This is a genomic window from Paraburkholderia sp. (assembly GCF_036488795.1).
In the GTDB taxonomy this organism is placed as follows: Bacteria; Pseudomonadota; Gammaproteobacteria; order Burkholderiales; family Burkholderiaceae; genus Paraburkholderia.
The window spans coordinates 133,341-150,180 of the sequence record NZ_DASXHA010000169.1; the positions used below are offsets into that span (position 1 = coordinate 133,341).

The 16,840-nt window shown below is 62.1% G+C and carries 16 protein-coding genes; all 16 read right to left on the bottom strand.

The window, feature by feature from the left end; all coding sequences use genetic code 11:
* Positions 1 to 3: 3 nt before the first annotated feature.
* Entirely contained in the window at positions 4 to 1,095 is a 1,092-nt protein-coding gene (hypE, locus tag VGH41_RS24795; RefSeq protein WP_331600300.1) for a hydrogenase expression/formation protein HypE, read from the bottom strand.
* Positions 1,095 to 2,288 carry a hydrogenase formation protein HypD gene (hypD, locus tag VGH41_RS24800; protein ID WP_331600301.1) on the bottom strand — a complete coding sequence of 398 codons (1,194 nt, stop codon included), beginning with the start codon at positions 2,286 to 2,288 and terminating at the stop codon, positions 1,095 to 1,097. The genes hypE and hypD overlap by 1 nt, the downstream gene beginning before the upstream one ends.
* On the bottom strand, positions 2,285 to 2,983 hold the full coding sequence (locus tag VGH41_RS24805) for an SIS domain-containing protein (RefSeq protein WP_331600302.1): 699 nt from the start codon (positions 2,981 to 2,983) through the stop codon (positions 2,285 to 2,287). Before VGH41_RS24805 ends, hypD begins: the two co-directional genes overlap by 4 nt.
* Positions 2,984 to 3,061: 78 nt before the next feature.
* Positions 3,062 to 3,337: a HypC/HybG/HupF family hydrogenase formation chaperone gene (locus tag VGH41_RS24810; RefSeq protein ID WP_331600303.1), complete on the bottom strand. Its 276-nt coding sequence runs from the start codon at positions 3,335 to 3,337 to the stop codon at positions 3,062 to 3,064.
* Between the two features lie 43 nt (positions 3,338 to 3,380).
* Positions 3,381 to 5,849 (bottom strand): carbamoyltransferase HypF, encoded by a 2,469-nt coding sequence (gene hypF, locus VGH41_RS24815; protein WP_331600304.1) that lies wholly within the window; start codon positions 5,847 to 5,849, stop codon positions 3,381 to 3,383.
* 24 nt (positions 5,850 to 5,873) lie between these two features.
* Positions 5,874 to 5,975, bottom strand: a complete 102-nt coding sequence (locus VGH41_RS26650; protein WP_414696709.1) for a DUF6893 family small protein — start codon at positions 5,973 to 5,975, stop codon at positions 5,874 to 5,876.
* Positions 5,976 to 6,000: 25 nt separating this feature from the next.
* The gene (locus tag VGH41_RS24820; RefSeq protein ID WP_331600305.1) at positions 6,001 to 6,552 is read right to left on the bottom strand and encodes a hydrogenase maturation protease; all 552 of its coding nucleotides are present in this window, start codon (positions 6,550 to 6,552) and stop codon (positions 6,001 to 6,003) included.
* Positions 6,549 to 7,949, bottom strand: a complete 1,401-nt coding sequence (locus VGH41_RS24825) for a hypothetical protein (RefSeq protein ID WP_331600306.1) — start codon at positions 7,947 to 7,949, stop codon at positions 6,549 to 6,551. The genes VGH41_RS24820 and VGH41_RS24825 overlap by 4 nt, the downstream gene beginning before the upstream one ends.
* Positions 7,946 to 8,593, bottom strand: coding sequence for a DUF6084 family protein (locus VGH41_RS24830; RefSeq protein ID WP_331600307.1), 648 nt, complete (start codon positions 8,591 to 8,593; stop codon positions 7,946 to 7,948). Before VGH41_RS24830 ends, VGH41_RS24825 begins: the two co-directional genes overlap by 4 nt.
* A complete protein-coding gene (locus VGH41_RS24835; RefSeq protein WP_331600308.1) occupies positions 8,586 to 9,224 on the bottom strand; it encodes a DUF5947 family protein in 639 nt (212 codons plus the stop codon). Before VGH41_RS24835 ends, VGH41_RS24830 begins: the two co-directional genes overlap by 8 nt.
* Complete coding sequence (locus VGH41_RS24840) at positions 9,221 to 9,787, bottom strand: NifU family protein (RefSeq protein WP_331600309.1); 567 nt, start codon at positions 9,785 to 9,787, stop codon at positions 9,221 to 9,223. Before VGH41_RS24840 ends, VGH41_RS24835 begins: the two co-directional genes overlap by 4 nt.
* Positions 9,784 to 11,598 carry a nickel-dependent hydrogenase large subunit gene (locus tag VGH41_RS24845; protein ID WP_331600310.1) on the bottom strand — a complete coding sequence of 605 codons (1,815 nt, stop codon included), beginning with the start codon at positions 11,596 to 11,598 and terminating at the stop codon, positions 9,784 to 9,786. Before VGH41_RS24845 ends, VGH41_RS24840 begins: the two co-directional genes overlap by 4 nt.
* 35 nt (positions 11,599 to 11,633) lie before the next feature.
* The gene (locus VGH41_RS24850) at positions 11,634 to 12,692 is read right to left on the bottom strand and encodes a hypothetical protein (RefSeq protein WP_331600311.1); all 1,059 of its coding nucleotides are present in this window, start codon (positions 12,690 to 12,692) and stop codon (positions 11,634 to 11,636) included.
* A gap of 358 nt (positions 12,693 to 13,050) precedes the next feature.
* Positions 13,051 to 13,911: a MurR/RpiR family transcriptional regulator gene (locus VGH41_RS24855; protein WP_331600312.1), complete on the bottom strand. Its 861-nt coding sequence runs from the start codon at positions 13,909 to 13,911 to the stop codon at positions 13,051 to 13,053.
* 105 nt (positions 13,912 to 14,016) lie between these two features.
* A complete protein-coding gene (locus VGH41_RS24860; RefSeq protein WP_331600313.1) occupies positions 14,017 to 16,296 on the bottom strand; it encodes a glycogen debranching N-terminal domain-containing protein in 2,280 nt (759 codons plus the stop codon).
* A 357-nt stretch (positions 16,297 to 16,653) separates the two neighbouring features.
* On the bottom strand, positions 16,654 to 16,840 hold a 187-nt coding region (locus tag VGH41_RS24865), incomplete at its 5' end, for a citrate/2-methylcitrate synthase (protein WP_331600314.1).

Here is a 16,840-nt window from a genome sequence, read left to right on the forward strand (position 1 = left end):
GCGCTAACAGATACGCGGCAATTGCTCGCCCACCAGCATGTCGACGATGCGCTGACCGCCGAATGCCGTGTGCAGCACGACAAGGCCATCCGGACCGTCTTCGACCACACCGATTGCGGCTGCCTCGCGACCCGACGGATGCGCGCGCATGACGCTCAGCACACTATCGGCGGCACGCTCAGGCACCACCGCCACGAGTTTGCCCTCATTGGCCAGATAAAGCGGATCGAGACCGAGGATCTCGCATGCGCCTTTCACTTCCTCGCGCAAGGGCACGTCCGCCTCGCGAATCCGGATCGTCACGTTCGAACTCTGCGCAAACTCGTTGAGGACAGTCGCAACGCCGCCGCGCGTCGCATCGCGCAAGCAGTGAATCTGCGGACATACATCGAGCATCGCGTCTATCAAGCCGTTCAGCGGTGCGCAATCGCTTTGCACGTCGGATTCGAGCTCGAGCTGCTGGCGCGCCACGAGAATCGCCGCCCCGTGATCGCCAAGATAGCCATTGACGAGCACGACGTCTCCGGGTTGCGCGCGACTCGCGGAAATCGCCACGTCGCGCCGCACCACGCCAATGCCGGCCGTATTGATGAACAGCTTGTCGGCACAACCACGCTCGACGACCTTGGTATCGCCCGTGACGATGGCAACGCCGGCTTCGCGCGCAACCCGCTGCATACTGGCTGCGATGCGCCGCAAGCTCTCCACGGCAAAGCCTTCTTCGATCACCACGCCGCACGATAAAAACAACGGCGTGGCACCGGCTACGGCCAGATCGTTGACGGTGCCGGACACGGCCAGGGTTCCAATATCGCCGCCTGGAAAAAACAGCGGATCGACGACATAACTGTCGGTTGTAAACGCAAGGCGATCACCATGCGCGGCAAGCACTGCGAGTGGAATCGTCGCCTGATCTTCAAGCGCCGCAAGCATCGGGTTGTCGAAGGCGGTGACGAATACATCTTCAATCAGGTCGCGCATCGCCCGACCGCCACTGCCATGCGCCAGATTGACGGAAACATCGCGGATACGCGCAATGCGCCGCGGCGAGGCAGAAGCAACGTCATCGAAGCGACTGGAGGCTCGATCGTTCATCAAGGGCCGCCTCGTACGAGCGTTTCGGCCGCGGGTTCCTCCGCAGCACCCACAGCGCCGCCATGACGCTGCAGCCGCGACGTATCGATCCGCCCATAGTTGTAGTAGGCCGCGCACGCGCCTTCGCTCGACACCATCAACGAACCCAATGGTGATTCCGGCGTACAAGCCGTGCCGAATACCTTGCACTGATGCGGCTTGATGACGCCCTTCAGGACCTCGCCACATTGACACGCTTTCGGATCGGCGATCTTGAGGTTCGGCACCTCGAACTTTCGTTCCGCATCGAAGGCAGCAAACGTGTCGCGAATTCGCACGCCGGAGTGATCGATCGACCCCAAACCGCGCCACTCGAAGAATTCGCGCAGTTCGAAGACCTGCTGGATCGCCGACAGTGCTTGTGCATTGCCGTTCCCGGGCACGATCCGGCCGTACTGGTTCTCCACCTCGCAGCGCCCTTCGGCAATTTGCCTGAGCACCATCCACATGGATTGCAGCACGTCGAGCGGCTCGAAGCCCGCCACTGTGATCGGTTTTCGATAGTGTCGTGCGATAAATTCATACGGTCGTGTGCCGATTACCATGCTCACGTGACCGGGCCCGAGAAATCCGTCGAGGTGCAGATCCGGTGAATCGAGAATCGCCTTGATGGTCGGGATAATCGTAATGTGGTTGCAAAACAGCGAGAAATTGACAAGGCCTTGTGCTTTCGCCTGCAACACGGTCATCGCCGTGCTGGGCATGGTGGTCTCGAAGCCGAGGCCGAAGAAAACCACTTCACGTTGCGGATTGGCCTGCGCAATCTTCAAGGCATCGAGCGGCGAATACACCATGCGTACATCCGCGCCATCGGCCTTTGCCTTCAACAGGCTTTTCTTCGAGCCAGGCACGCGCATCGCATCGCCAAAGGTCGTAAAGATCACCTCGGGGCGCTCGGCGAGTGCAACGCAATCATCCACGCGGCCCATTGGCAGGACACAGACCGGGCAGCCCGGGCCGTGCACAAACTCCACGCTGTCCGGCAACAGTTGCTGGATACCATAGCGAAAGATGGTATGTGTGTGGCCGCCGCAGACTTCCATGATCTGCAGTGGGCGCTGCTTCGCGCGTTCGATGCGCGCCACCAGCTTGCGGATTTCCTTCGCCAGGGCCTGCGCTTTCTGCGGATCGCGGAACTCGTCCACGTATTTCATTGCACGCCTCCGTGCGCGACCGCACCCAGACCGCCACGATCGTCGGCCAGCAGCGTATGCACCAGATCCCACAGAATGTGATAAATCGCGACGTGCGTTTCCTGTATTCGGTGGATGCTGTCGCTGGGCACGACGAGGCAATGATCGAGGTCGGCACTCGCCGCCATGCGGCCGCCGTCGTGGCCCGACAAGCCAATGGTCTGCAGACCCATCGCATGCGCCTTGGCGAATGCCGCGAGCAGATTGTCCGAGTTGCCGCTCGTCGATATGCCGATCAGCGCATCGCCGTGCCGTGCCTGCGCGATCAGTTGCCTCACGAAGATATGCGCGAAGCCGACGTCGTTTCCCACCGCCGTCATCATGGCCGTATCCGCGACCAGATTGATCGCGCACAGCGCGGGTCGGCCGGTGGTGACAGGATGCAGGAACTCGACGGCAATGTGCGCCGCGTCGCAACTCGAGCCACCGTTGCCCATGGCGAAGAGCCGGCCATCGCGGCGGTATACGTCGGCAATGACATGCGCCACGGCAACCACAGCGCGACCGTTGGCTTCAAAGAAACGGCGCTTCGTCTCGACACTATCCTGGGCCTTCTGACGAACCGAATCCAGCAGCGCGGCATCGAGCTTGTCCGCGTCCTGCCTGCCTCCATGAAGGAAGGGATAGAGCCCTTGTAATGTTTCATGTTCGGGCATGCTGTGTCTCCATTACCCGGCGCCGTTCCTGCGTGTCTCCACCACTTGCCGCGTCGGCAACCTGAACCGCGCCGCTTCTTAAGGCGCACCGCGTATCTCTTCCACCTCTGCCTGCGTGACACCCAGTTCATGCAGCAACGCCAGCGTGCGCGCGGCTTCCTCTTCGTCGAGCCGGCTCATGGCGAACCCGACATGCACTAGCACCCATTCGCCGACACACGCTGCCACCGCCTGCTCATCGTCGACGATAAAGGCGATATTGATCACGCGCCGCACGCCTCCCACGTCGACGAGAGCCAGAGAGTTCGCGGCGTCGGTGATCTTGACGATCTGTCCGGGGATTCCCAAACACATATCGCTCTCCGCTAATCCTGCTCTCCACGCTCCATGCGCCGAGCTAAACCGCGACGTCTCGGCCGCGCCTGCGCGCCGCCGCGACCGCCGCCTGGCCGAGCGAAAGACCGCCGTCGCTGGTCGGCACCTGCCGGTGCGACAGCACCTGCAAGCCAGCCGCGCCAAGCCGCCCCGCCACCTGTTCGAACAGCACACGGTTCTGGAAGACGCCACCTGACAACGCGACAGCCGGGGCCGCCGCACGCATGAGCGTGGCTGCATTTGCACCGGGTGCACCGCCTGCGCGATCGAGCATTTCATCTGTCAAGAGTTCGACCATCTTTACGATTGCAAGCGCCACACCCTTGTGAAACCGTGCTGCGATGACCGGCACGGGCGTAGCGCGCGACAGATCGTCGAGCAAGGCCTCCCACATTGGACGTGGCTCGATGCAGCGCGGACCGCCGCGCTCGCAAGGCGCAATGGCGAACGGATACGCGAATGCGTCGTCCTCGTCGCGCAGGGTGGGTTCGTCCACCATCGCCTCGAATTCGACGGCGGCCTGCCCTTCATACAAGACCCGTTCCGTGCAGACCCCCAGCGCAGCCGCTACTGCATCGAATAGACGGCCGGCCGAACTCGCAAGCGGACTATTGATGCCGTTCGAGATCATCGCGTCGAGCGTGACACGCGGTCGCGCGGCAAGCAGACGTTGCAGATCCAGTCCGGCGTAGCGCTTGTCGAAAGCCTCCCAGCCGAACGCCGCCAAAAGATGCGCATAGGTGTTGCGCCATGGTTCATGAATCGCACGCGCTCCGCCAAGCAGCGCAACCGGCTTGAACATGCCAAGGCGGATGAAGTCGCGATAGCCTGCCAGCATGAATTCGCCGCCCCAAAGCGTGCCGTCTACGCCATAGCCAAGGCCGTCGAGGGCGACGCCGAGTACCGGTTGCGCATCCAGCGCGACACCGTTTTCGGCCATGCACGCAGCGATATGCGCGTGATGATGCTGGACCTCTTCCAGCGGCAATTGCCGCGCCTCTGCCACGTCATAACCAATCTTGCGCGACAGATACTCGGGATGCATGTCGAGCGCAATCGCTTGCGGCTCATGCTCGAACAGCGTCAGATACTGCATCACGGAGCGTCGATAATCTGCGTAGGTCAGCGCGTCTTCCAGATCGCCCATATGGTGTGAAACGATCGCCTGAGCGTCGCGTGTAATGCAGAACGTGTTCTTCAGTTCGCCGCCCATCGCAAGAATGGCGGGCGTGCCGTCGAATCCCGCTGGCAACGTCAGCGGCGCAGGTGCGTAACCGCGCGAGCGGCGTAGCATGCGCGGCGCGCCGGATACGACACGCGCAACCGAATCGTCGACCCGTCGCGCGATATCGCGATCATGCATCAGGAACGCATTGGCGATGCGGCCAAGACGTGCACGCGCGTCATTGTTGTCGATGCATTGTGGCTCGTCGCTGGTATTGCCGCTCGTCAGCACCAGCGGACGGTCGAACGATTCGATCAGCAGATGATGCAAAGGTGTCGAAGGCAGCATAAAGCCCAGCGTGTCGACACCCGGCGCCACACTCGCTGCGACGACAGGCACGGCCTCGCTCGCTGCCTGCGCCCGCAAAATCACTATCGGTCCAGACGTGCTCAGCAAAAGCGCGCGCTCCAGATCGTCCACCATGCAGTACCGCTTCACCACATCCAGATCGCGCGCCAGCAGCGCAAACGGCTTACGCTCGCGACGCTTCAGGCGGCGCAAGCGCGCGACCGCCGTTTCGTCGCATGCATCGCAAGCGAGCTGAAAACCGCCCAATCCTTTAATGGCGAGAACCGAGCCGCGCTGCAACAGCGCGCTCGCGGCACTGCACACATCGCTGACCGGTACATCGAGCGGCGACCCATCCGGCGCCTCCAGCCACACATGCGGCCCACACACGGTGCACGCCACCGGCTGCGCATGGAAACGGCGGTCGGACGGATCGTCGTATTCGGCACGGCACGCGTCGCACATGGCGAACGCGGCCATCGTCGTATTCGCGCGGTCGTAGGGAATCGCCTCAATGATGGAAAGCCGCGGCCCGCAATGCGTGCAATTGGCAAATGGGTAGCGGTAGCGCCGGTTCGAGGGATCCGCGATTTCCGCGGCGCATGCTGCGCAGATCGCAGCATCCGGCACGACGCCGGTTTGCGCCTGTCCGCTTTCGCTCGGCACAATGCGGAAATCGTCGACCTCCGCGACCGACACCCACTCATGCCGCTCAATGGCATCGATCCGCGCCAGCGGCGGACATTCGGCACGCAAACGGGCGAGGAACTGCTCCACGGTCAACACGTCGCCGCATGCGTGAATCAATACGCCGTCGCTATCGTTGCGTACGTCGCCGACCAGCCCGCAATCATGCGCGAGCCGCCATACGGTCGGCCGAAAACCCACCCCCTGGACCAGTCCGCGTACGCGGATCTCCTCGCCTATCGGTCGCCGCATGGCGCCCCGCCCAAGCGGCGGCTGTGCACTCGTGCTCATCGTGCATTCCCTTTGCGTGATTGCCTACATGTTGCGCATGCGCAAATAGCGCTTGATGTCCTTCGCATTGGCCAACAGCCCAACCAGTAGCGCCGGCAATATCAGGTACTTGAAAAATCCGCTCATTGCGCCTCCCTGTGAAACTCACCCTTTAAACCAGTCGTAAAGCCAGTCGCTCGCGGGTCTGCACAATCAGCGTTTCAACCAGATCCGCAGCCTGATCGACGGCCGCCGCTACCGGGTTGCTCAGGCCCATCCGCCCTTGTTCACCGTGCTCGAAGCCGAAGTCCGCCGGCTCGCAGCCGAGCACCACAATGTCCTCGCAACCACCGCCCAGCATGCGCACGGTTTGCAGCACCTGTGCCGGATCCATCTGATGCGCTGACATCAGTACAGGCGATGCGTAAGGATCGGAACTCGCCGATGACTCATCGTCCTCTCGGGCGGGTTCGATCAGATACAGCGTGCCTGGCGGACCGCCACGCTGCGTCGCGTCGATCAGAATCGCGGCGTCGACGCCGTCGAGCAACGCATAGCAAAGATCGATGCCCCGAATGCCGAAGTCCTCGACGCGCACCTCTGCCGACGGCTCCGGATGCGGCCGGCCGTCCGCCCGTTCGGCAAGCCGCCGCACCACTTCGACGCCGAAACCGTCGTCGCCGAAAAACACGTTGCCGATGCCCGCGACCAGAATCCCGCTCATGCGCGTCTCCCACCGTTCGTCAAAGGCTCGATCTCGTCCGGTCCAAAGAAGAAGCGATGGCCCGGCATGCGCGCCACGCCGAGATCCTTGCCCGGGTCGTCGTCAATCGTGACCGCGACGTGCACGCGATCATCGAAATCGCGCTCAATCGATTCAATGGTCGCCACCATGCCGCTCAACGCGATATCGAAGATGTCGGCGCGGCAGCGCGGATGCAGGCGCACCTGATCGCCGACCTGAACCTCCACGCCTGCTACGCGGACCGACCGTGGATGCGGCCGCGCGTCGAGTTCGGCCCAGGGCGCAACCGGCTCGAAGCTGTCGTCCTGCGCCGACGCCTGCAATACGTCCGGCGCTTCCACGGTGCGAATCTGCCGCAACGTACCGTGCAATTTCTGCATCTGTTGCGCGCCGATGTTCTCGGTACGCGTCAGCATGGCGCGCGCCCGATCGTCGGTGGCGGCCATCTCGCGCTTTTCGTCGTCGGTCATGGTGAGAATGCGCAAGGTCAGAATCTCGTCGATCTCGGTGGAGTCGAACAGTTCGCCCGTGCTTTCCGGCGCAATCTGCGGATAGTCGTAGAGAATGATCGGCGTGGCCAGCATGGTGTCCGAGCGTGCTTCGTCGCCCACCAGAACCGGCCACGCACCGATGTTGCGGCACAGCGCGGCCGCAGCCGCAAGATCGTCAGGCGGATCGATCGACGACACACACGTGCCGCCTTTGACGCTCAGAATGGTGTGACACGACACCAGAGCGTAAAGCGAAGCCTGATCGCGCGTCAACGAATCCGCATGATTCAGCGGAGTTTCGTTGAGGATACGCGTCGTCAAACGATATACGCCCTCAGCGACACCCTCGGCCGCCAGTTCCACTCGCCCTTCCAGATGAAAGCGCGTGCGCCGCAATGCGCCACGAACCGTGCGGGCGCGATCAGCCAGGGTTTCGATCTCGCTGCCCGCAACGAATGAGAAAGGCACTTCGCGCGGCGCGTTCAGTAACGCTCCGAGTACGATCTGAGGGACGCGGATGTGCCGCTCGGCCGCCTCTTGCCAGGGATAAAAACGTCGCTCGCCGATATCGAGCACCGGCACTTGCCGCCACGCCATTGCATCGGATGACGGCGACGCGTGCGACGAGCTCGGCGCGTCCAGCACGATCCGTTCGATCACCTGAAGAAATCCGGGCCGCACGTCGATACGTGTGCTTGCGTCGCCGCGAATCAGATACTCGGTCTGCATCAGCCACGGATCGCTGCCCGAGGCCTGCGCATAGGCGTGTGGATACACGCCGCCAAAGGTCCAGCGCTGCCGGTTCTTGACCGACGTCGGCCGGTACGGATACAGCATGTACCCCTCGTACAGCACCGCTTGCACCACACTCTCGACCGGAGTCATGAGATGTCCTCCTCGACGCCGTCAAGCAATCTCGCGACCGCGTGCTCCCAGCTGGCGAGACCGCGCTGGGTTTTGTAGCGTGCCAGCCGGTCGAATACGTCGCGGTGCAGACACAGCCACGCGCCGTTCGGGTAATAGCGCGCCATCATGTCGCGCCACAGTTGCACCGGCAAGCGGAACGCCGCCTCCTTGTGCCAGGGAATCGGTGCGGCCTGCAGGGCATCGTCGGCGTTGCGGTAGAACACGGTGCCGCTGAACTGCAGCAGCAACGGAATTTCGCCTTCCTGTAGCGCATGAAAAAACCGGGTCGCCGCGACATTGAAGTCGAAACTGCACGGCACCGGCAAATCGACCGTGCACTCGCCGTCGAACGGCGGGACCACCATGCTGGTGTGGGTCCATAGCATCGTGCGCAAGGTCTCGCCCCAGCGCTGCGGCGTGCCGAACAGATCCTCCAGACTGTCTTGCTCGGCCGGCGCATAACCGCGCCTCGTCGCTTCGATCTGAACCTGGCATTGCAACGTGATGCTGGCTATCGCTTCGCCCGCAGGCGCAGACGTCACGCGCAGCCTGAACAACAGCAGCGGCGCGGCAGCGAAAGGCGCGACCTCGGCATGCTCGACGGTGAAGGCCAGATCAGGCATGGAGCAGCCCCTCCGGCACGCGGCCAGTGCGTTTGAGTGCGGCAAAGAAGCTGCGAATCGCTTCCCACGCCTGTACACCACCCGACACGCCACGCCAGCGCGCGCGAATCAGTCCGGTTAATGCATAGCATTGATCGATCGGCACGCGGTAATACTCGCGCGCGCCTTCGGTGCGATTGACGAGCAGCGCTTCGACGTCGGGTTGAAGTTGTCCGAGCACCGGATTGTCGGCCACCAGTTCGTCCCATGCGCCGAGATCGAGTGCGGATTGCGTGCTGCCCGCGGGGCCTGGATAAAGGGCGACGACGCGCTTCGCTTCGCTGTCATGAAGGAAAAACGCGATATCAATGGGAAGCGCCAACGCGTCCCACTGCGGATCGCTCATGCAAAAGCCGTCGAGGCGCCGGCCGTCGCGCGGTACAGGACGGTAATGTGCGCCCTGCTGACTGCCGAACAGCAACGCACATGCGCGACAACAGCAATACAGCTCGCGCGTGTGGACTTCGAACAGATGCGGATGATCCGCAAGAATCGGCGCAGCGCACAGCTCGCAGCGCACGTCGGCGGTTTGACGCGCGAAGCCGCGTAGGCGCGCGACCCAGCCGCGTCCCGGTGCGCCGGCGGCGCTCATCGCGTGCCGGCCTCGATCCGGCCGGTTACCGCGGCATGATTCGGAACAAAGCGCAATTCGTGCACGTCGAGTTCCGCCAGACCGGTAATCTCCACACGCAGCGCCTCGGGCGCAGCTTCAAGAATCGCGCGCTCGATTTCCTGCTGCAACTCGCCCACCGTGTTGTGCTTACCCTGCAAGCGACCCGACACACTCACCTTGACGGCCTCTTCGGCAGCATCGATCAGTTCGATCCGAACGCCTTGCGCACCCAGCCGGGGCCGTATCTTTTCGACAGCGCAGGCGGCGCGAGTCGACAGGTCCTGCGGATGCAGCCCATGCAGCAGCAATACCGCCGACACCGAAGCGTCACGCTCGAACGCCTCGAGCATCGCGTTATCCATTACGCCCGCTGCCTCGACGATCTCCATCAAACGCGACAAGCCTTGCGCGTGCAGATCGAGCACCACGTGCAGCAGTTCCCGGGCAACATCCCTTGCGCGCGGATCGTCAAGCGTCTCCAGCGCCATCACCAGTTCTTCAATGCGGCGCTGCTGGGTTTCGATCGCGCGGGCATCGCTCACTTGTGCGCTCCCTGCATCACGCCGAAGGTCGGCGAATGCGACGTCTCGATGGTCTTGCCGTTGCCGACATACATATGCACGCCACACGGCAGGCACGGATCGAAACTGCGGACCGCGCGCATGATGTCGATACCCTTGAACTTGTCCGGCCCGTTTTCTTCGAAGATCGGCGTGTTCTGCACAGCGTCCTCGTAAGGCCCGGGCGTGCCATAGACATCCCGTGGATTGGCATTCCATGGTGTGGGCGGATACGGATGATAGTTGGCGATCTTGCCGTCGCGAATCACCAGATGGTGCGACAACACTCCGCGCACGGCTTCGTGAAAGCCGCAGCCAATACCTTCTTCCGGCACCTTGAAGTCGCTGAACGTGCGCGTGCGTCCAGCATGCAATTCGGCGAGTGCCTGCTCCGCAAAATACAGCGCGGCAGCGGCGGCATAGGCCTGAAAATAAGTACGCGCGCGATCGCGCTCAATCGCATTGCTCCACTGCGGAATCTTCCATTCGAATTCCACCTCGGGCTTCAAGGCGGTTTTCGGTAGATAGATCTTGACGCTATGGCCCGTGGCCTTGATGTAGCCGATATCGACGAGGCCCGCTAGCGCGGTTGCCCACAACCTGGCAATCGGGCCACCGCCGGTATCGAGTGCGAGATGATCCCCTGTGCGTTTGTCGAGCCAGCGCGGTGACATGACCCACGTGTAATTGCCGTCGAACTTGCGTTTTTGCGGACGCGGCAGGGTCGTCTGATTCCACGGATGCTTGCGATCAACCGGGTTGCCAAGCGGATCGGTCTTGACGAACGTTTCTTCGTGATCCCAATCATCGTAATACGAGCTGCCCAGCAGAATGCGGATATTCAGGTTGATGTCGACCAGATCGGTAGTAACCAGTTCGCCGTCCACCACCACGCCGGGTGTGACGAACATGCCGCGTCCCCACTGCGTCATCGTGTTGTAGTTGTAATCGCAAACATTCGGATCCTGGAACGAGCCCCAGCAACCAAGCAGAATCCGCCTGCGCCCGACCTCTTCGTAACCCGGCAGTGCTTCATAGAAGAAGTCGAACAGATCGTCATGCAAGGGCACGACCTTCTTCATGAACTCCACGTACTTCATCAGCCGCGTAATGTAGTCGGTAAACAGCTGGATGGTCGGCACCGTGCCCACGCCGCCCGGATAGAGCGTCGACGGATGCACGTGACGCCCTTCCATCAGGCAGAACATCTCACGCGTATAACGGCTCACCAGCAGCGTCTCGCGGTAGAACTCGCCGGCAAACGGATTGAGCGCATGCATGATGTCGCCAATCGTTTTATAGCCGTGCTCGGCCGCATGCGCAGCGGCGGTTTTCTGCGCCTTGTCCCACACGCCAGGGTTGGTTTCCTTGACCATCTGCTCGCAGAAGTCCACGCCCACCAGGTTGTCCTGGAAGATGTTGTGGTCGAACATGTATTCGGCTGCTTCACCCAGATTGACGATCCATTCCGCGATCGCAGGAGGTTTCACCCCGTACGCCATGTTCTGCGCATACACCGAGCAGGTCGCGTGATTGTCGCCGCAGATACCGCATATGCGGCTCGTGATGAAGTGCGCATCACGCGGGTCTTTGCCTTTCATGAAGATACTGTAGCCGCGGAAGATCGACGAGGTGCTATAGCATTGCGCCACGCGGCGGTTCGCAAAATCGATCTTCGTATAAATGCCCAGACTGCCGACGATCCGCGTAATCGGATCCCAGTTCATCTCCACCAGTTTGCCCGGCGCGGCCGTACCGAGCGTCGAGGCTTCAGGTGCAACGATAGTGGCCATGAGCTTCTCCCTGCTGACAAGTCGCAATCCGCCACTCAACGACGGTAACCGGTGGTGAGTTCCGAGCGGTTATGGCGCCATTTCGGTTCGTCGTTAAGCGTGTTGTTGGTCAGCTTGCGCAGGCTGCGAATCAGTGGGCCGTAGCTCCTGATCAGATTCGATGAAAGCACGGCCCCGGGCGGCTCGTCCATAAACGGCATGAATTTGTCAGGAAAACCCGGCATGGTGCAACCGATGCAGATACCGCCCACATTCGGGCATCCGCCAATGCCGGCCATCCAGCCGCGCTTGGGCACATTGCATTGCACCACCGGCCCCCAGCAGCCGAGCTTGACGATGCAGTTCGGGCTGCCGTACTCCTTTGCGAACACGGCCTGTTCATATGAGCCGGCGCGATCGCAACCGTCGTGAACGGTGCGGGTAAATAACCATCTGGGACGCAGGGCGTCGTCGAGCGGGATCATCGGCGCGAGACCCGCTAGCTGATACAGAAGATAAAGGAGCGTCTCCATGAAGTTATCCGGCTGCACTGGACACCCGGGCACGTTGACGATCGGCAGCCCGGCCTTCGAGGTCCACTTCCAGCCGAGATAATCCGCGAGACCCATGCAACCGGTCGGATTGCCTTCCATCGCATGAATGCCGCCGTAGGTCGCGCAGGTACCGGCGCCGACCACGGCCAGCGCACGCGGCGCAAGGCGGTCGAGCCATTGCGGAATGGTGATCGGCTCATGCGTATCGGGGTCGGTGCCTAGCGCTGCCCAATAGCCTTCGCGATTGATGCGCTCGTTCGGAATCGAACCCTCGACCACCAATACAAAGTTTTCCAGTTCGCCGCGCGCGGCCTGATGAAAGGGCACGAGAAACTCGTCGCCGTTTTCATAGGCAAGCACGGGATTGTGCAGATGAACCTTCGGTAAACCGGGAATCGCACCGAGAATCACATCTTCGATGCTGGGCTGGCTAGCTGCGGTAATCGATACGGAATCACCGTCGCAGCCGAGGCCGGCGGTAATCCATATGATGTGTACTTCCTTGAGCGCCGGCGCGTGCTGAGTCTTGCGCCCGTAGGGAACGCCATCTGCTTCTGCCATGATCCAGCCTCCGCTCCAGAGCACGCTCTTTCAACCGGCAAAGATACGTGGCGTGGATACACGGCAGTCACGTGTCCAGCAAACGATCGCAGCGCGCGAGGCACGGCCTGAAGGATCGGATTTGCTGCATGTATTTGTGGCTTATTCCCACCGCGATGGGCTGATGAAACTTTTTTGAGTATAGGTCAGGGATGCAAAATAACCCAAGGTTGGATACCCATACGGAAATACGCCTATTTAGCGGCGCGCAATCGGCGCCGCGTTTTGTGAAGTCGACCCGTGCGATTTGTAAAATCCACTTGACGCGCGATCTCACCGACACGATTCGGGCAATCGCATCGAACGCATGCATCTAATCTCATGGAACATAAGCGCCCTTGGTATGCAACGACTTCTCGGCGATTTCGAGTTCTGCAACGGCGTCCGCACCTTCGAGTGCGAGCAAATGCGCGACGAGTGACTCCGCAATCGCAGTGGCAGCCACCAGCGAGGGAAAGAACGACGGGCTTTCGTGCGAAAAGATCAGTACCTTGTCGGCATTCAGCGCAATGGGCGACACCGCGCTGTCGGTGATCGCAATCAGTTTGCTGCCCTTCTCCAATGCCGCCTCGGCCACGCGTGCGGCCTCCACCGAATACGGCGCGAAACTGATCACGATGGTCGCGCTGTCGCGCTGGATGGTGCGTAGCTGCATCTCGAGCGTGCCGGCTTCGCCCGTCAACAGCGACACCGCCGAGCGAAACAACCGGTATCCATACACGAGGCCAAACGCCACCGCATAGCACGAGCGAAAACCCGCTACGTGCACATGCGGCGCGCGCCGCAACAGCCGTGCGGTCTCCACGGTCACACGCGCGTTATGGGCAGCCGTCACATCCAGATTGTGTTGTTGCGCGACCAGCAGATCGTTCGCCAGTGCGTCTCTGGCGTTGGCTTTGACGAGCGAGCGCGCGCGGCTCGCAAGCGGCTCAGGGCGCGTGCGAACTCGCGCCACGAACAGGTTGCGCAATTCGTTCCAGCCGGGGAAACCCAGTTGCTGCGAGAGCCGCACGAGCGAGGCCGGTTGCACCAGGGCCCGCTCGGCGACTTTGCGCATGGAAGAGACGGCGACTTCGTCGGGATGGTCCAGCAGGAATGCTGCACCCACCTGGAATTGCGGACTCAGTTCGGAGAAGCGCGCCCGGATCAGGGCGGCGAGTTGGTCAAAACTGTCAGGCATGCGATGATCCGGAGAGTGGTTGACAACAAATGTTACCACCGGCTCATCGCATGCATCAGCGCTGATTAGCGCGTGTCGAGACTCCGCTGATACTTCATTAAGCGTCTACAGCAACGCGACAACCCGCACGTCGCCCTGCTCCGCGGAGGCCACGACCTTGCCTGCCACGCGGCGGAACGTGATCGACACGGTCGAATTGCCGACGCGCATATCGCCGACTTCAAGCCAGTCGATACCCTCGGGCAGCATGGGTTGTTCAATCAGGACTTCGCGTTTTTCCGCATCGACCGTGATGCCAAGGCACGCCTCCAGCATCATGAAGGGCGAGCCCGCAGCCCACGCTTGCGGCAAGCACGCCACCGGATAAGCGGTAGGCGGTTCGCCACGCCGGCGCGGGAAGCCGCAGAACAGCTCCGGCAAACGCATGTCGAAATTGACCGCAGCCTGGAACAGCGCCTGCAGCAGCTTCACCGCGGTTGTCTTGCCGCCGTAACGCGCCACGCCGCGCGCGCATAGCGCGTTGTCGTGCGGCCAGACCGAGCCATTGTGATACGCCATCGGATTGAAGCGCGCCTGGCTTGCGGCGAGCGTGCGTACGCCCCACCCTGTATGAAACTGCGTCGATTCGAGACCGCGCACCACCGCTTCGCCGCGCTCGCGCGACGGCAAGCCGAAGGCGAGCAGATGCCCCGCGTTCGATGCCATCACACGGCACAGTTCGCCGTGACCGTCCAGCGCGATGCCATAGAAGCCGGACTCTTCCATCCAGTACTTCTCTTCGACGCATTTGCGGATCGCGGCGGCGCGTTTGGTGTAGGCCGCCGCGTCGTCGGACAGGCCGCGTAGCGTAGCGAAGCGCGCCATCGTGTCAAACGCGGCGCTGGCGTAGGCCTGCACTTCGACCAACGCAATCGGACCGTCAGGGAAGCGACCATCCGCATGAAAGACGGAGTCGTGACTGTCCTTCCAGCCCTGATTCGCGAGACCGCCATCCGACTCGCGCTGATAGTCGAGCAAGCCAAAGCGGTTCTTGTCGCACACGCCCGCGACCCATTGTGCCGCGAGCACCAGCGCGGGCCACAATTCGTCGATCAGGCTGACGTCGCCGGTACGCGCCACATAGGCGCCGGCCAGCACGATAAACAGCGGCGTGGTGTCGACGCCGCCGTAATAGAGCGCGAACGGCACCTCGCCGGTCGCCGCCATTTCGCTCTTGCGCATTTCGTGCATGATCTTGCCGACGGCCGCATCGCGAAACGGCGAATTCTCGCGGGCCTGATGCCTCGCGAGGAAACGCAGCACACCGCGCGCGAGTCCCGGCTGCAGCCACAAGGTTTGCAGCGAGGTGATCACCGCGTCGCGCCCGAACGGAGTGGAAAACCACGGGATTCCGGCATAGGGATACGGGCCGGTTTCCAGATCGGTGGTGAGCAAGCCCAGATCTGCGAACGAACGATCGATCCATGCATTGAAAAGCGGATTGCTCGAACGCACGCGGGCGCTCGCGCGACGGCGCTCGCGCATCACGAGGTGGGCATCCACGAGCGCGGCGCGCACCGCTGCGCGCCCTACGCGCGGACGCACGGTGTCGATCTGCGACAGGTGCGCTTCGCTCACCGAGTGCGTCGATTTCGCGACGTCCGCACCCGGCACTTCCTGTTTCGCATGGACCTGCACGTCGACGGCCAGATAAATCGACACGCACGCCTGCGCCGGCAGTTGCACCGTGTAGTCGGCGCGGTTCGAAAACAGCTGGTCGGGCTTCGGCGAGAAGGCGATCTGCACGCGCCGCTCCACGTCGTCCAGCCCGATGTAGTTGAGCAGCACTTCGCCACGCTCGACGCGCGCGGCCTCGACCTTGCCTTCCTTACCGCGTTTGAGACCGCGCACCTCGAACATGTCGCGGAAATCGCTGGCAAATGAGATGGACAGCGGCACGACTGCATCACTCGTGCCGTAATTGGTCAATTCGATCGCTTCGTTCAAAACCGTGCCGGACAACACACGGACCCGTTCGACGTGAATCACGCCTTCCGGGGTGCTGTCGCCGCCGAGCGGCGGTAGCGGCCGGTTGGTCAGATGCGCGGTGAATGCGGTGTTGTCGCTGCTGACGCTGCCGGACAGCAGCGACGGCGCGCGGCCGCCGAAAGTCAGCCGCAATTGCGACAGGACCCGGGTATCGTTGACGAACAGGCCGTCGTCATGACCGGTGATATCGCCGAGCGGGTCGTTGACAATGAAAGTGTCGCCCGATTTCAACACATACTGGTTCGCGCTGGCGACATTGAGATTTTCCGGCGCAATAAAGGGGGCATCCTGATCGTGCTCGCGATGATCTGCACCGCCTGAGTGCGTCAGTCCGCCAAGTGCTTCTGGATCCTGCATCAGCTTGCTCCTGTGCTATGGGCTTCGTTCGGATTGTAGAGAGTCTGCACCGTTCGAATGAACTTAACACAGGTGTCTGGCGGATTCACCGGAAGCGGCACCGCCGAAGGCGTAACAAAACGCTACAGCGTGGCGATCTGGCATCGTTTCACCCGGCTGGCACGTGTTCTGCAGTTTTGACGCGCGGCACTGGGACGCTGTGAGCAATGCCAGCTGCGGCTCGCGGATTACAGTGCTGTAAACGCAGCGCGGGCGCTGCCCTCGCATGAGTGCAGCGCCCGCCCGGCTTCAGGACTCGAGGAGCGTCGGACTATCCGGCCATCAACCGGGTAGTCTGTTTTCCCAATCCTGTTCCGCTCAACGCTTTGCCAGCGGCTTTGCTTCCCGCTGTGTCTCGCCGACAAACAGCTGACGCGGACGGCCAATCTTTTGTTCCGGATCGGCAATCATCTCGTTCCACTGCGCAATCCAGCCCACCGTACGCGCCATCGCGAAGATGCACGTGAACATTGCCGTCGGGATGCCCAGCGCGCGCTGCACGATG

What these genes read in the sequence shown, in the direction of transcription:
- VGH41_RS24835 (WP_331600308.1), bottom strand. Translation starts at nt 9,224, where the DNA reads ATGAGCGCCGCCGGCGCACCGGGACGCGGCTGGGTCGCGCGCCTACGC.
- VGH41_RS24845 (WP_331600310.1), bottom strand. Translation starts at nt 11,598, where the DNA reads ATGGCCACTATCGTTGCACCTGAAGCCTCGACGCTCGGTACGGCCGCG.
- VGH41_RS24825 (WP_331600306.1), bottom strand. Translation starts at nt 7,949, where the DNA reads ATGACTCCGGTCGAGAGTGTGGTGCAAGCGGTGCTGTACGAGGGGTAC.
- hypD (WP_331600301.1), bottom strand. Translation starts at nt 2,288, where the DNA reads ATGAAATACGTGGACGAGTTCCGCGATCCGCAGAAAGCGCAGGCCCTG.
- hypF (WP_331600304.1), bottom strand. Translation starts at nt 5,849, where the DNA reads ATGAGCACGAGTGCACAGCCGCCGCTTGGGCGGGGCGCCATGCGGCGA.
- VGH41_RS24820 (WP_331600305.1), bottom strand. Translation starts at nt 6,552, where the DNA reads ATGAGCGGGATTCTGGTCGCGGGCATCGGCAACGTGTTTTTCGGCGAC.
- VGH41_RS24830 (WP_331600307.1), bottom strand. Translation starts at nt 8,593, where the DNA reads ATGCCTGATCTGGCCTTCACCGTCGAGCATGCCGAGGTCGCGCCTTTC.
- VGH41_RS24810 (WP_331600303.1), bottom strand. Translation starts at nt 3,337, where the DNA reads ATGTGTTTGGGAATCCCCGGACAGATCGTCAAGATCACCGACGCCGCG.
- VGH41_RS26650 (WP_414696709.1), bottom strand. Translation starts at nt 5,975, where the DNA reads ATGAGCGGATTTTTCAAGTACCTGATATTGCCGGCGCTACTGGTTGGG.
- VGH41_RS24850 (WP_331600311.1), bottom strand. Translation starts at nt 12,692, where the DNA reads ATGGCAGAAGCAGATGGCGTTCCCTACGGGCGCAAGACTCAGCACGCG.
- VGH41_RS24805 (WP_331600302.1), bottom strand. Translation starts at nt 2,983, where the DNA reads ATGCCCGAACATGAAACATTACAAGGGCTCTATCCCTTCCTTCATGGA.
- VGH41_RS24855 (WP_331600312.1), bottom strand. Translation starts at nt 13,911, where the DNA reads ATGCCTGACAGTTTTGACCAACTCGCCGCCCTGATCCGGGCGCGCTTC.
- VGH41_RS24860 (WP_331600313.1), bottom strand. Translation starts at nt 16,296, where the DNA reads ATGCAGGATCCAGAAGCACTTGGCGGACTGACGCACTCAGGCGGTGCA.
- hypE (WP_331600300.1), bottom strand. Translation starts at nt 1,095, where the DNA reads ATGAACGATCGAGCCTCCAGTCGCTTCGATGACGTTGCTTCTGCCTCG.